14 protein-coding genes are annotated in these 14593 nt (G+C 54.1%); 7 read left to right on the top strand and 7 right to left on the bottom strand.

All coding sequences use genetic code 11. The annotated features are described in order from the left end of the window. The first annotated feature begins 13 nt into the window (after positions 1–13). Positions 14–472: a (2Fe-2S)-binding protein gene (locus AC2FCQ_RS03290; RefSeq protein WP_209633236.1), complete on the top strand. Its 459-nt coding sequence runs from the start codon at positions 14–16 to the stop codon at positions 470–472. Positions 473–483: 11 nt separating this feature from the next. Further along, entirely contained in the window at positions 484–1788 is a 1305-nt protein-coding gene (locus AC2FCQ_RS03285; protein ID WP_490307565.1) for a c-type cytochrome, read from the top strand. A 33-nt stretch (positions 1789–1821) separates the two neighbouring features. Here the strand turns inward: AC2FCQ_RS03285 and AC2FCQ_RS03280 are convergent, their stop codons facing one another. Further along, on the bottom strand, positions 1822–2991 hold the full coding sequence (locus AC2FCQ_RS03280; RefSeq protein WP_490307564.1) for a cupin domain-containing protein: 1170 nt from the start codon (positions 2989–2991) through the stop codon (positions 1822–1824). A 583-nt stretch (positions 2992–3574) separates the two neighbouring features. Between AC2FCQ_RS03280 and AC2FCQ_RS03275 the strand changes: the two genes are divergently transcribed. Genes AC2FCQ_RS03275 through licT form a run of 3 tightly spaced genes read left to right on the top strand, consistent with a single transcriptional unit; the run spans position 3575 to position 7716 of the window. Continuing rightward, positions 3575–5440 carry a beta-glucoside-specific PTS transporter subunit IIABC gene (locus AC2FCQ_RS03275; RefSeq protein ID WP_490307563.1) on the top strand — a complete coding sequence of 622 codons (1866 nt, stop codon included), beginning with the start codon at positions 3575–3577 and terminating at the stop codon, positions 5438–5440. Continuing rightward, complete coding sequence (locus AC2FCQ_RS03270; protein ID WP_490307562.1) at positions 5437–6852, top strand: glycoside hydrolase family 1 protein; 1416 nt, start codon at positions 5437–5439, stop codon at positions 6850–6852. Before AC2FCQ_RS03275 ends, AC2FCQ_RS03270 begins: the two co-directional genes overlap by 4 nt. 24 nt (positions 6853–6876) lie before the next feature. Further along, the gene (gene licT, locus AC2FCQ_RS03265; protein ID WP_209634196.1) at positions 6877–7716 is read left to right on the top strand and encodes a BglG family transcription antiterminator LicT; all 840 of its coding nucleotides are present in this window, start codon (positions 6877–6879) and stop codon (positions 7714–7716) included. On the opposite strand, the gene AC2FCQ_RS03260 is transcribed toward licT, so the two are convergent. Then, entirely contained in the window at positions 7713–8633 is a 921-nt protein-coding gene (locus AC2FCQ_RS03260) for a LysR family transcriptional regulator (RefSeq protein ID WP_209633246.1), read from the bottom strand. The genes licT and AC2FCQ_RS03260 overlap by 4 nt on opposite strands. 98 nt (positions 8634–8731) lie before the next feature. On the opposite strand from AC2FCQ_RS03260, the gene AC2FCQ_RS03255 reads away from it, so the two are divergent. Together AC2FCQ_RS03255 and AC2FCQ_RS03250 are read left to right on the top strand one after the other, a co-directional pair. Then, the gene (locus tag AC2FCQ_RS03255; RefSeq protein WP_265556901.1) at positions 8732–9304 is read left to right on the top strand and encodes a chromate transporter; all 573 of its coding nucleotides are present in this window, start codon (positions 8732–8734) and stop codon (positions 9302–9304) included. Next, positions 9301–9822 (top strand): chromate transporter, encoded by a 522-nt coding sequence (locus tag AC2FCQ_RS03250; protein ID WP_490307561.1) that lies wholly within the window; start codon positions 9301–9303, stop codon positions 9820–9822. Before AC2FCQ_RS03255 ends, AC2FCQ_RS03250 begins: the two co-directional genes overlap by 4 nt. A gap of 56 nt (positions 9823–9878) precedes the next feature. Here AC2FCQ_RS03250 and AC2FCQ_RS03245 read toward each other — a convergent pair whose 3' ends face one another. The 5 genes from AC2FCQ_RS03245 to AC2FCQ_RS03225 all read right to left on the bottom strand — a co-directional run bounded on the left by AC2FCQ_RS03245 (position 9879) and on the right by AC2FCQ_RS03225 (position 14498). Further along, positions 9879–10238, bottom strand: coding sequence for an AprI/Inh family metalloprotease inhibitor (locus tag AC2FCQ_RS03245; protein ID WP_209633253.1), 360 nt, complete (start codon positions 10236–10238; stop codon positions 9879–9881). 205 nt (positions 10239–10443) lie between these two features. Continuing rightward, a complete protein-coding gene (locus AC2FCQ_RS03240) occupies positions 10444–11103 on the bottom strand; it encodes a dihydrofolate reductase family protein (RefSeq protein ID WP_490307560.1) in 660 nt (219 codons plus the stop codon). 75 nt (positions 11104–11178) lie between these two features. Continuing rightward, positions 11179–12183: an alpha/beta fold hydrolase gene (locus AC2FCQ_RS03235; RefSeq protein ID WP_490307559.1), complete on the bottom strand. Its 1005-nt coding sequence runs from the start codon at positions 12181–12183 to the stop codon at positions 11179–11181. 125 nt (positions 12184–12308) lie between these two features. After that, entirely contained in the window at positions 12309–13478 is a 1170-nt protein-coding gene (locus AC2FCQ_RS03230) for a pyridoxal phosphate-dependent aminotransferase (protein ID WP_490307558.1), read from the bottom strand. Positions 13479–13622: 144 nt separating this feature from the next. Next, positions 13623–14498, bottom strand: a complete 876-nt coding sequence (locus AC2FCQ_RS03225; RefSeq protein ID WP_490307557.1) for a LysR family transcriptional regulator — start codon at positions 14496–14498, stop codon at positions 13623–13625. Between the last annotated feature and the right edge of the window lie 95 nt (positions 14499–14593).

The following is a 14593-nucleotide window of genomic DNA, read 5'->3' as shown; positions in this document are numbered from 1 at the left end:
CAAGGAGAACAGCATGATAACTTTAACCGTGAACGACCAACCGCTGACGTTTGATGGCGATCCCCACATGCCGCTGCTGTGGTTTTTACGTGATGAAGCCGGCCTGACGGGCACCAAATTTGGCTGCGGCATTGCGATGTGTGGTGCTTGTACTGTCCACCTGGATGGTGTGCCGGTGCGTTCATGCATGACGCCGGTTTCAGCCGCTGAGGGCAAGAAAATCACCACTATCGAAGCGATCGGCGAAACGCCGGCAGGCAAAGCGGTGCAGGCGGCCTGGGTCAATCTGGACGTAGTGCAATGTGGATACTGCCAATCCGGTCAAATTATGAGTGCCAGTGCCCTGCTGACACAGAGCAAAAATCCGAGCGATGCCGATATTGACGCGGCGATGAGTGGCAACGTTTGCCGCTGCGCTACCTACGTGCGCATTCGCGCTGCCATCCACCAGGCCGCCAAGGCGTTGGATTAAGGGAGAAACCCATGAGCAACGCCCTGAGATGGCTATTATGGTTGATTGTCGTAATCGTGGTGATAGCGGGCGGTTACGCGCTCTATACCCTGTTACGCCCGGTTGGCCCCGAGCCCACAGCCCCTATCGCCGGAGCCCCGGCAGGGATGAGCGATAAGCTGGCTCGCGGTGAATATCTTGCCCGTGCCGCCGACTGCGTGGCTTGCCACACGGCACCAGGCGGGAAACCTTTTGCCGGTGGCTTTGCCTTTAAACTGCCGTTCGGCACCATTTATGGCACCAACATTACCGCCGACGAAGAAACCGGCATCGGTGGCTGGAGTGACGATCAGTTTGTACGTGCTGTGCGTGAGGGGGTTGGGCCACAGGGGAATCTGTATCCCGCCATGCCTTACACCTCATATACTGCGATGAGCCGCGACGACGTATTGGCGATCAAAGCCTACCTGTTTAGCTTGCCGCCCGTGAAGCAAGCCAACCCGGAAAATGGGCTGTCGTTTCCGTTTAACCAACGCTGGGGCATGAAGTTCTGGAACCTGGCATTTTTCAATGAGAAACGTTTTGAACCCAACCAGAATCAGGATGAACAGTGGAACCGTGGGGCTTACCTGGCCACGGCGTTGGGGCACTGTAGCGAATGCCACACGCCACGCAACCTGGGCTTTGGCATCAATCAAAGCAAAAACCTTAGCGGTGAGGTGATCCAGGGGTGGTTTGCCGCCAATATTACCCCGGACCCACAAACAGGTATTGGGGGCTGGAGCGAGCAGCAACTGTCGCAGTATTTGGCAACCGGTCATGCGGAAGGCCGCAGCAGCGCTTCTGGCCCGATGGCGGAAGCAGTAGAGAACAGCCTGCAGTACCTGACGCCGGAGGATAATCGGGCGCTGGTGAAATACCTGCGCAATATCGAGCCTATCGCCACCGACAGTGCCAGCGCGGTCAATCTGCAGCCGAAGGGGGCAACGTCGTCCAGCGCGATATTGCCGGGCGGGCAGGAAGATTCACTGGGACGCCGTTTATTTGCGGGGGATTGCAGTGGTTGCCACCAGTGGAACGGTACGGGCCGCCAGAGCAAATATGCGTCGTTGGTTGGCAGCACCGCAGTCAACGATCCCCAGGGCCGCAGCGTGGTGCAGGCCATTCTGAAAGGTACGCGTATCAGTATCGGTGAGCAGCACGAATTTATGCCGGACTTTGGGGCCCAATATTCGGATGAGGAAGTGGCTGCGGTAGCTAACTACGTCGTCGGTCAGTTTGGTGAAAAACAAGGGAAGGTAACGGCCAAGCAGGTCGCGGAACAGCGCAAGCAGTAGCCGTTGGCGAGGGGGTTACCCCCTCGCTATCCATCAACCTCTGCGGCGGGACATCACCAGTTTATCCTTGGGGCGATCTTGCCAGTCGGCAATCTGATTATTGAAGTTATCAGCCAGTAGATAGGCCGGCGTTTTTGCCAGCCAGTCAGACAGCGAAATATCCTGGTAAATGCCGTTATCCAGTACAATTAACACCTTAAGATCCTCATCGCCCATATTCTCAATGTAGTGACCAAAACCCTGCGGGACATAACCGACGTCGGTCGGTGCATATTCAGATGTCTGCGCATGACCGTGTGAACTAAATACCGTCATGCGACCCTTGCCGGAAATATAGTATTGCCATTCATTGGCGTTGGGGTGCCAGTGCAATTCCCGCACTGCACCAGGTTTGACGATTTCTACAATTCCGGTCATGGTGGTTGAAATAGGAAATTCTTTTGACGACACCAAATGAACGCTGCCTGCATCGTTTTCAAAGAAAGGTTTTTGTTTCATTAATTCATAGCGATGGGCCAGCGGGGCGTTATTCAATCCGCCATCTTGGGTGGGAAGGGGCAACGCCGGCGGAATTGCGCCGCCGACAATATAGGCTTCACCCTGTTTGGCTTTGGAAAATACCGATGCAGGCATATTAACGCTTTTTTCCAACACCTCTTTAGGCATGTGCGCTACCCAGTCGGTAATGCTAAAAGTACCGAATTCGGAAAAATGACCGTTATCAAAGGTTAAGACAAAGTGTGCGCCGTCTGCCAGCGCCTGTATCGAGTGCCCATAGCCTTTGGGGAAGTACCAGACGTCGCCAGCGCCAAAGTCCGCCACTTCACACTTTCCGTCCGGTTCGATGATGGTAATGCGCGCATGGCCTTCCAGCATAAATGCCCACTCGGCGGCAATGGCGTGCCAGTGAAGCTCACGTACGCCGCCCGGTTCCAATGTCATATCTACCCCGGCGACGCCTTCAGAAATCGGGAATTGTTCGACGGTGGCCTCTCTGGCCCACCCCTTGGGCAGGCTGCGTTTCTTACTGTTGGCAAAGACATACTTATAAACGTTTTGTGCATCGGCGGCGGGTTGGAAAGTACTGGGTGGGACAATATTGCGATGTTCGTCGGCGCTGGCGGATTTAATCATAGCTCCCATGACGCTGGCTGCCGCTGCGCTTACCGCAGAGGCTTTTAATATATCACGACGCGATAACATATAATTTCTCCAATATATTGAATATTTGCCGAAGTATCGGCGTGTTTATTGGTTTGTTTATTGACTGCAGGCGTTTGTTGCCGCGTTAAAATGTTCGGCGACGGTTAAATCATAGTGGGTTGAGCTGCATTCGTAGCGAATAATTTATTTGTTTGTGTTACCAATTGAGTGGGGTTGTAATTATTGGGTTTGTTTTAAAATAATAATCCCTCGTTACCAGTTTAATTTCGTTTTTTATTAAATGAATAATAAACAAATTTAATCTATCAAGGTGTTTTTCTTATTGCTGGTGTTATTTTAACCGGTTAATTAAACCGCGACGGCGCTAAGGCAGGGCATGCAGACAACACAGCCGTGCATTTCAGAAAATGAGTGATGTTAATCACAAAGATTGACGCAGGCTATTGCCGAAAAATCACAACTGTGACGATACTTTCGCTGCGATCTTAGCGATCGCCAGACATTTTTATTACGGCGTGTTACTGCTTCGGCAGGCAAGACCAAAATAGGAATGCACCTCTCCTTGTGATGAGGCGCATTTTGATTTTGGTCTTTTTTTTTGTTTTTTTACCGGGGAAACATGATGGATTACAAACAGCTGGGGCTAGAGATATTGGCGCGGGTCGGTGGCAAGGGCAATGTCAGCAAACTGACACACTGCGCCACCCGCCTGCGTATGGAGTTTAACGATGACAGCAAGGTAGAGGCGAAGGCCATTGAGGCTCTGCCGGGCGTGATCAGCGTGGTGGAGCGCGGCGGCCAGTTTCAGATCGTGATTGGCAATAACGTGCAGCAAACCTTCCGTACGCTACAAAAAGAAATTGGCGAGCTCTCTGGCCGTCAAAGCGAAAAAACATCTCCGGCACGGGGCGGGGTGATGTCGCGGATCATCAGTGTGATCTCTACCACGTTCACGCCGGTGATCCCGGCGATCACTGGCGCGGGGATGATTAAGGCACTGTTGGCGATCCTCAAGCTGACCGGGGCGATAGACGCTGCCAGCCCGACCTACCATTTGTTGGACACCATTGCCGATGCGGCATTTTTCTTCCTGCCGGTATTGCTGGCTTACGGTGCGGCGATCAAGTTTGAGTGTAACCCGATCTTGGCAATGACCATCGCCGGGGTGTTGCTGCACCCGAATCTGGCGCAGATGCTGGCGGCAGGCACGGCGATTGATTTTGTCGGTGTTCCTGTGCGCTTGGCGGATTACGCCGGCTCAGTGCTGCCGATTATTTTCACCGTATGGCTGATGTCTTATATCGAACGTTTTGCCGAGAAAGTCTCACCGACGATGATCAAATTTTTCACTAAGCCAATGATTATCCTGTTGGTTACCGCACCGCTGGCGTTAGTGGTGGTGGGGCCATTCGGTATTTTCCTCAATGACCTGGTTGCGGCCGGTGCGGCGATCGTTGACGGTAAAGCCAGTTGGTTGATTCCGATGTTGATGGGGGGGTTACAGCCGTTTCTGGTGATCACCGGCACTGCCTGGGCCATGACGCCGATTGCGACCGGGCAGTTGAGTAAGAACGGTTTCGAGATGATCAATGGGCCCGGTATGTTGGCATCTAACATTGCACAGGGCGCGGCGACCCTGTGCGTGGCCTTCCGCACGAAAAATAAAAACCTGCGCCAACTGGCGTCTTCTGCCGGTTTTACTGCGCTGCTGGGCATCACCGAGCCTTCGCTGTATGGCGTTACGCTCAAACTGCGCAAACCACTGATTGCGGCGATGATCGGCGGGGGTTGTGCAGGTATCTATGCCGGACTCAGCGGGCTGGTTCGCTATGCCTTTGTCTCCCCTGGGTTAGCGGCGCTGCCAGCCTTTATCGGTGAAAACCCGATGAATATCGTCCATGCGTTGGTCACCTGCGCTATCGCGATTGTAGTGACCTTTGCACTGACCTGGATCTTGGGTTTTGAGGATCCGGTTGATGAGCAAGACGTCAAGGCGGCGGAGCCACTCAGCGGCAGTGAACAGCAGATTTTAAGCCCGATGTCCGGTCAACTTGTGGCCTTGGATCAGGTGAATGACGACGTTTTCTCTCAGGGATTATTGGGCCAGGGCGTTGCGGTACGGCCACAGGAAGGGGTATTGCGTGCGCCGCTGGACGGAGAGGTCATGACCTTCTTGCCGTCGAAACATGCGGTCGGTATCAAGGGCGATAACGGCGTCGAACTGTTAGTGCATATCGGTATCGACACCGTCAATCTGGCGGGGCAGCATTTCACTTCAAGCTTGAAAATTGGCGACCGCGTTAAGGTGGGAGATGAACTGGTGCGCTTTGATCTGGCGGCGATCACCGGGCTGGGCTATGACATGACCACGCCGATACTGGTGGTCAACAGCGAAGACTTTCCGCAGCTGAGTTGCCGTAGGCCGGGTGCGGTGGGCTTTGGGCAACCTATCATCAGCCTTAATAATGCGCAGCAGGAGCAGGCATGATTTATCAACGACTGAATGATTTCCCCGCAGATTTTCTGTGGGGGGCATCCACCTCCGCTTATCAGGTGGAAGGCGCGTGGAACGAGGGCGGCAAAAGCCCATCGATTGTGGATATGCTCGATCATCCCAAAGAGACGGCCGATTTTAAGGTTGCCAGCGATCACTATCACCGCTTCCGCGAGGACGTAAAGTTGTTCGCCGAACTCGGGTTAAAGGCCTATCGGTTTTCAATTGCCTGGACGCGAGTGCTGCCTAATGGCACCGGCGAGGTCAACGCCACCGGGCTGGATTTTTATCGCCAGTTGATTGATGAGCTGTTGAGTTATGGCATAGAGCCCGTGGTGACGCTGTATCACTTCGATTTGCCTTACATACTGGAACAACAGGGCGGCTGGTCCAATCGGGCCACTATCGACGCCTTTGTCGACTATGCCGGTGTGCTGTTCAACGCCTTTGGTGACCGAGTGAAGTATTGGCTGACCATCAATGAACAAAACACCATGATCTTGCACCCAGGCGCCATTGGCATGCCCAAAGGGGGCGAATTGCCATCCAAACGGGTGCTGTATCAGCAAAGCCACCATATGCTGGTGGCTCAGGCCCGCGTGATGGCGTTATGTCACCAGCGTTGCCCGGGCGCTAAAATCGGTCCGGCGATAAACACGACCTCGATGTATCAGGAAACCTGCAATCCGCTGGACGCTATCGCCGCCCATAACTGGGAGACGCTGCGTTGTTGGAGCTTCCTGGATGTTGCCGTGCATGGCCGCTATAACCCTCTGGCCTGGCGTTATTTACTGGACCGCGAATTAGCGCCGCAGATGGCGCCAGGCGACGCGGCGCTGTTGCTGCAGGGGAAACCGGATTATGTGGCGATAAACTACTACTCTACCGCGACCATTGCCGCCAGCCGTGGTGATGCTTCAGACGTCAGTGCGCGTGCGGGCGATCAACAAATCATGTTGGGAGAACCCGGGGTTTATCGGGCGGCAGAGAATCCTTTCGTCGGCAAAACCCGTTACGGCTGGGTGATCGACCCGGTTGGGTTGCGGCTGACATTACGCAAAACCGCTGAACGCTATCATTTACCCATATTAATTACTGAAAACGGTATTGGTGCCCCTGATGCGCTACAGGCCGATGGTACAATTAACGATGATTACCGCATTGAGTTTATGCGCCAACATGTTGAGCAGATGCAGTTGGCGATTAACGATGGCGTTGAACTGATCGGTTATTGCCCGTGGGCAGCGATAGACGTGGTCAGTACTCATCAGGGCTATGCCAAACGTTATGGATTTATCTATGTAAACCGGGGTGAGCAGGATCTGAAAGATCTGCGGCGTATCAAGAAACGCAGTTTTGACTGGTACCAACGCCTGATTGCCTCCGATGGCCGGCAACGCGAATAAAAACAGAGGGTGATGGCTACGACGATGGAAGTCATTAAGGTACTCAACAATAGCCTGGTGCTATCGACGGATGGCGATAACAATGAAGTTATCGTTATGGGTAAGGGTATAGGGTTTAACAGCAAAGTGGGTGACGTTCTCGATCCGGCCGCGATCGAGAAAGTGTATGTGGTGCAAAACGGTCAAAAGGGCCGAGATTATCTGCGCTTGATAGAAACGACGCCGGAAGAACACATCGAGATTGTGCAGATGATCCTCGCAGAGGCCAATCGCCATCTTAACGGACGGATTAACGAGCAGATCTTCTTCACGCTGGCAGACCATATCAGTTTCGCCATTGAACGCTATCACAAAGGGATTGCGATCCAGAACCGGCTGTTGTTTGAAGTGAAGCGTTTTTACCCGCAGGAGTTTGCGGTAGCGGCGCAGGCGCTGGCCTATATCAACCAACGGCTGAATATTCAGCTGCCGGAAGAAGAGGCCGGCAACATCGCTTTCCATTTGGTTAATGGGCAAACCGATGTGCAAAACATGGAACACACGCTGCTGGCGGTGAAGATGTTGAAGGATATATTCAACATCATCAAATATCACTTTCGCATCAATATCGACACAGATTCGCTCAATTACGCACGTTTTCTGGTTCATATGCAGTTTTTTATCCAGCGAATGGTGGAAGGGCAGCAGGTGGTGTCGAAAGACGACTTTATTTTTGCGCAGGTGACCAAAGAATATCCGCACGCTTATCGCGGCGCGTTACTGATCCGCGATTACGTGAAGAATCTGCTGCAAATGGAGATGTCGAACGATGAACTGCTGTACCTGGTGATCCACCTCACGCGTATTACCGACACACAAGACTAGTCAGCCGGCTGCTCACTGACCGCCTCTGCCACCAGATCGCGAAAACGTGTGATGATGGCGGAGGCGCGATTGCTGCGTAACGCCAGGTAAAGTGGCGCACTCAGCTGGGCTTGTTCGGCAATCGTCCGATAGATAATGCCATCTCCCCCCAAGCGCCGCATCGAGGCCGGTACAATCGACAGCCCTAAACCGGCCCCCACCAGACTGAGCGTGGCGGGCAGGCGTGGGGCTTCTTGAATAACACGTGGACTGAACCCTGCGCGGTGGCAGGCAGCCAAAATGGCATCATACAGGCCTTGGCCGGCAGGGCGACGATAAAGAATGAATGCTTCGTGGGTTAACGCTGCCAGCGGCAGAGATTGTTCGCTGTTGACTGCCAATGGATGCCCGACAGGCAGAGCGACCAGCATAGGCTCACGTAACACAGGTTCAATGGTTAGCCCCGGAATGCCGCCCACAGGCGAACGGACAAAGGCAACGTCGAGCCGCTCCTCCACCAAGGCATCCAAGAGTTCTCCGCTGCCGGCTTCTTCCAACTGGGTGGTAATACCTGGCAGGATCTCACGGTAGCGCCGCAACAGGTTGGGCACGAACGGATGCAGGGCAGCGGAGCTGGTAAAGCCGATGGCGATGTGCCCTTGTTCGCCACGAGCGGCGCGGCGCACGGCTTCGGTCAAGTGCTCTGCTCGTGCCAGCAAGGCGCGCGCCTCATTGAACAGCACGCTGCCAGCCTCGGTGACGCGAACCCCACGCGGCAGGCGTTGCAGCAGTTTGACGCCCAGCTCATCTTCCAGTCCTTGCAGCAGTCGGGTCAGCGGTGGTTGCTGGATAAATAGACGTTCGGCAGCGCGGGTGATATTACCTTCTTCTACCACGGTAACGAACGCCCGCAGGCGACGAAGTTCGATCATAGCCATACCTTTTAGGTATCCTTATTGCTTCCGAAATGCATTAGACATCATGTCATGACGGCGCGCATCATACCAGTCATCACAATAAGCAATGTGGAAGGACCATGTCTGAATCTGATGCGGTAAAAAACGAACGGCTTGCGGCCCCGCCGGGCAATGGCGAGTTGTTTTGGGGCTTTTTGATGCTTGGGCTGATTGGCTTTGGCGGTGTATTGCCGCTTGCGCGCAATATGCTGGTAGAAGACAGGCGCTGGCTGAGCGGCGAACAGTTCACCGAGCTGCTGGGTTTATGCCAATTCTTGCCTGGGGGCAATGTGATCAACCTTTCGGTGGCGGTGGGGATGGAGTTTCGCGGCCTGCGCGGTGCTTTCTGCGCATTGCTGGGGCTGATCAGTGCGCCGACGGCGATTGTGGTCGGTCTGGGTATGGTTTATGCCCGTTTCCAGAATGATGCCCATGTGCAACACGTCTTTGCCGGATTGGCGGCAGCGGCAGCGGGTTTATTGCTGTCCACGGGGATCAAAATGCTGTTGCCGTTGCGCGGTAAATGGCTGGCGCTGGGGATTGTCGCACTCTGTTTGATCGCCATCGCCTGGCTGCGTTTGCCGTTGCTACCGACCATGCTGGTGCTGGCACCGCTGAGTATTTTACTGATGTGGTGGAGGAACCCATCATGATCGGTGTTTTGATTTCGCTGGCGATCATCTTCACGGAATTGTCACTGTTGGCGTTCGGTGGCGGCATGACAATTTTGCCGGAAATGCAGCGTCAGGTGGTGGAGGTTCACCAATGGATGAGCGCGCAGGAATTCAGTGCACTTTTCGCTATGGCGCAGGCTGCGCCGGGACCGAATATGATGATCGTGCCACTGATTGGCTGGCACGTGGCCGGCTGGGCCGGGCTGTTGGTGTCTTCTGTTGCCAAGTTTGGCCCGTCATCGATAGTCACGTTGTTGGTGATGGGCGCCTGGCGTCGCTTTAAGGACAAACCCTGGCGCCGCCGCGTGCAGAGTGGGCTCGTACCGGTTACCGTTGGGTTGGTGGCGGCGAGCGGGGTGCTGATCGCTGAGGCTTCTGCCCCCCGTTGGCCGCTGGCGGTGATTATTCTATTGGCCACGGTGTTGAGCATGAACAAACACATTCACCCGCTGTGGGTATTGGCGGGCGGGGCGTTATTGGGATTGTTGGTGGCGTAATCGATGGGCGTAGGCGGCAGAAGTGTCACACTGCCGCCATGTAAACAGCGCAGTGACTATGGGCGCGGTATCAGCGTAAAACGCGCTTTGCCAGTGTGATTCATCACTTCATAGCGTTTGGGCGCGGTCAGCGCGAGAAACGCGACCATGCTGCCGTCGGCATTGGTCAGCGTCATGCCGTCCGGCGTTGGGCGCCAGGCAACCGGCAGCTCGCTAAGCGCCAGCGGTTGCAAGCACTGCGCGGAGGCAGTAAAGCGGTAAGCGTTGCTGCCTTCGATAAGTTCATCACTGAGTTCAACGTTGCAGGTAGCGGTTTTGTCCTCGGCGTCGATCAGCTGCCAGTGCCCCTTCAGTGCAGAGGGGGCCAGCAGAGGCAGTGAACTGGCAAAGGTACTGCTGCTTAACATAAGGCTCATAACAACTCCTGTCAGGGCAACGCGCCGTAATGCGCGTAAAGAGAGAAATCTCGGCATCGGCCACTCCTTACTAAAATCCGCTAATACCATAGCACGATCCCCGGCATTGGATGGGGGAAGGATAAGGGCTTTTAATCCTCGTTAAATAGATACAGATGACAAGGCTTGCCGGATGCAGAACGACCACTTTGTGCAGGGCTAGCCGCTACTTCGCCGCGCTGGCTTCCAATGCGAAAGATCCCGTGGAGATGTTACCGGCGCGCTGATAGTGCGCGATGATCACCCCACTGGGTGAGATAACTGACTTAACCAGCTTAAAGGCGGCCGGTGACGTCCCCTTGCCGAACAGGCGTTTACCGCCGCCCAGCAGCAGCGGGTAGGTCAGCAGACGCAGTTCGTCCACCAAATCCTCAGCCAGCAACAGTTGGATTAACTCGGTGCTGCCTTGAACCACCAGAGCCGGTCCTTGTCCGGCTTTGATCTCTCGCAGACGTGCGGCAACATTCTGGCTCAACCATTGGCTGTTTTCCCATGCCAACGTTTCACCCCGGTGGGTAGCGACATATTTGGTCGCCCGATTGAAGGTGTTGGCAATCTCTGCGTTGAGTTGTTCAAACCCCTCTGCGTTGGGATCGGTTTCGATACGCGGCCAGTGCGCGGCGAAAATGTCATAGGTTTTACGGCCCAGCAGTAAATCAAACGGCTGAGAGAAAGTCTCCCCCATTGCCGCGGCAATGCTGTCATCCCAATAGGGCACTGTCCAACCGCCAAACTGAAAGCCACCCGTCGTATCTTCTTCCGGTCCACCCGGGGCCTGCATGACCCCATCAAGGCTGATAAACGCGCCCACAATAATCTGTCGCATAGTCTTCTCCGCTGCCATTGTTACCCGTAGCGCAAAGTTTAGGCAGGCATGGGTGACAGATCCAGCCAATGACGCTTAGGGCTGCAATGCCTTAATCAGCGCATTGTTAAACTGTGTGGGTTCCTCCATCTGTGGCGCATGGCCCAGTCCGGGGAATTCGATCAAGTTGGCGTGGGGGATCAGCGTTGCCACCTGTTTGCCAAGAACGTTGTATTTGCCCAGTTTGGCTTTGACCGCAGGTGGCGCGATGTCACTGCCGATGGCTGTGGTATCGGCGGTACCAATCATCAGCGTGGTCGGCGTTTGCAGATCCTTAAACTCGTAATACACCGGTTGAGTAAAAATCATGTCGTATATCAGCGCCGAGTTCCAGGCCACCAGGCGATGCCCCGGCCCATTGTTCAACCCGGCCAGCATATCGACCCAGCGGTCATATTCTGGTTTCCAGCGGCCCACATAGTAAGTGTTCAACTCATATTGCCGAATGCCGGCGGCGGAGGTCTTGAGTTCGCGTTCGAACCACTGATCGACGCTGCGCCACGGCACGCCCTTGGCTTTCCAATCTTCCAACCCAATGGGATTGACCATCACCAGTCGTTCCACTGCCTGCGGATACATCAGGCTATAACGGGTTGCCAGCATGCCGCCGGTAGAGTGGCCGACGATCACCGCTTTACTGATCTTCAGGTTACTCAGCAACGCGTGGGTATTTTGCGCCAACTGTTGAAAACTGTATTGATAATGTTGCGGTTTGGTCGAGCTGCAAAAACCGATCTGATCCGGGGCAATCACCCGATAACCGGCCTTGGTCAGCGCTTTAATGGTTTCCTGCCAGGTAGCCGCGCAGAAGTTCTTGCCGTGCATCAACACCGCTGTGTGGCCATTGGCTTTCCCCTCTGGCGGCACGTCCATGTAGCCCATACTCAACTGCTGCCCCTGAGAGCCGAAACTAAACTGTTGCAGTGGGTAAGGATAGTGGAAGCCCTGTAGCTCTTGGCCATATTTGGGTGTTTCTGCTGCGGTCGTTGCGAACGTAATAAGCGCTGCTGATAACAGCCAACGGCGAGAGAATCTCAGCATCCTGATGTCCTTATGAAAAATCGGCAGAGTCTCAGTATAGCCATAAGGCGTCAGCTTTTAGGATGAAAGGGGTTATAGGGATAACCGCCAGCGAACTGGCGGTAGGTTTCAGTACGCCAGGGCCACTATACCCAGCCTTTGGCGCGGAAATCATGCAGGGTTTTGGCGACAAAGGTCATCTCTTGCGGCGTGCCGAGCGAGATGCGGCACCAGGCATCGGCCGGAGGGAACGCACGCCCAATAAGGATGCCAGCCTGCTTCATGTGCTGCTGATACGCTTTCAGCGGCACGTTAAGCTGGTGAAAGACAAAGTTGCCCTCGGACGGCAAATACGTGATGTTCAGCGCTTTTAATGCGTCCAACAGAATCTGGCGTGACGTGTCGTTGCTCTTTTTGCTGTACGTGATGAAGGCCTGATCATCCAGCGAGGCCAATGCTGCATCGACACCGCAGAAATTGATTTTCTCACCGGCGACGTAGTGACTCAGACGGGCAATGATCTCTGGCTGCGCCACGGCGTAGCCCACACGCATGCCTGCCATGGCAAAGATTTTTGAAAAGGTTTTAAGCAGGATGACATTGTCCGCTCCCTGCTTGAACAATGGGCCGACCGAGCGAAAACGTGGGTCATTGACGAACTCGGCGTAAGCCTCATCCACAATGAACAGGGTGTTGGCCGGTTTCGCGGCGATCCAGGGTTCGATCACATCTGCCGGCGTAATGGTTGCCGTGGGGTTATTTGGATTAACCAGGTAGACCAATGACGGACCCTTGTAGTTTGCCACCGCATTTTTCAATCCATCGATATCGAACTGCCAACCATCCAGCATCGGCACTTTAGTGATTTTCATACCCGCGATTTTGGCAAAATGCTCGCCGTCGCCGTAGGTCAGTTCTGGGATCACCAACTGGGTATCTAAAGTGGCGTAAGCTTCTACTGCGGCGCGGATCCCTTCGGATGAACCCGCGGTGAGCAGGATTGCCGTTTCGGGTACCTGATATTGGCTGGCCAGTTTATTGCGTAGCGCGACGATCTCGTCCTTGGCGTAGCGGTTGGCCTTGATCACGGCATCACGTGCGGCGGCCTGAGCCTTGGGTGACATGCCCAGTGGGTTCTCGTTGAAGTTAATCCGGATCGGATTATCAACGGTGGGGGTGGTGAAAGGGGCGTCGCCCGAAGAGAGGTTCGCCAGTGCACTACGATTCAACCCCACCAGCGCGATACCGCTGGCCAGGGCCCCAGAGAGTTTTAATAACTGCCTACGCTTAACGTTTAAGGTGTTGCTTTCTTGCATGTGCCCGTTCTCCTTTTTATAAAGTTGCAAAGAGAACAGGCAGAAAACATGCCAACTTTTAATATATTGATTTTATTAAAATTAAATCTATTCAGTGCACTATAGTGCACCAGCGTGAGTCGTTAAGTGCACCAGACGATGTTTTTACTTATGCCACCGGGTATCTGTTGCCTTGAAAATATCCTGCAAAAAACAGCTGACCGCTCGCACGCGTGCTGAGACACGAACGTCAGCATGCGTTACCAGCCACAATTCTTCTGTGAATACCTCTTGCGGTGTCAGCGTTTGAACCAGCGGATCATTATCCATCACCATAAAACAGGGCAAGACGGCTAAGCCGATCCCCATTTTTGCTGCGGAATATTGTGTTGCGACACTGCTGGTGGTTAATGCCGGTTCTTGGCTATGTCCATGCTTTTCTAACCACTGTGCGGCCGGCAGATGTGCAAAAGTTTTATCCCAGCAGATGAAGCGCCTTTCTTCTGGTGTGGACAGGGCAAGGTAATCCTGGCTGCCATAGACAGCAGAGGGCATATTCCCCAGCTTTTGGATGACTAAATTGCCGTGACCAGGTCGCACCAAGCGTAATGCCAAATCTGCCTGATAGCGGGGGAGATCAACCATGTCGATGCCGGTGATCAACTCCAGCCGTAGTTTGGGATGGCGTGCAGCCAATAACGGCAATGCAGGAATAATGACATGAGTGGCCATTGTTTCTGCAGTGGCCAACCGGACAACCCCGGCAACTGTCGCGTCCAGGTTTGATGCATCTTTTTCCAATTCAAACACCCGGGCTTCAACGCGTTCGGCTTGCGTTAAAACGTCCTTCCCATTATCCGTCAGGAAATAACCCGTTGCATGACGCACAAATAGCGCAGTACCCAGACTCTCTTCTAATGCGGCAATACGTCTTGCGATAGTGGACTGGCTGACACTCATTTCTTGTGCTGCGCCGGTCAGGCTTGCATGCCTGGCCACACAAAGAAAATAACGCAGATCGTTCCAATCCATATTTTTCATTTTTAGAAAACCTATTGGCAATTTCTTCTGTAGTTATGCATAAAAAGAAATCCAATAATACCCCTCTGACGCCCTTTGTTCGAGTTTTGACGGCG

The sequence above is a fragment of the Serratia sp. CoH_134_PS_4 genome (assembly GCF_058190535.1).
Note: the sequence above shows the minus strand (reverse complement) of the source record. Positions and strands in the feature narration are given on the sequence as shown.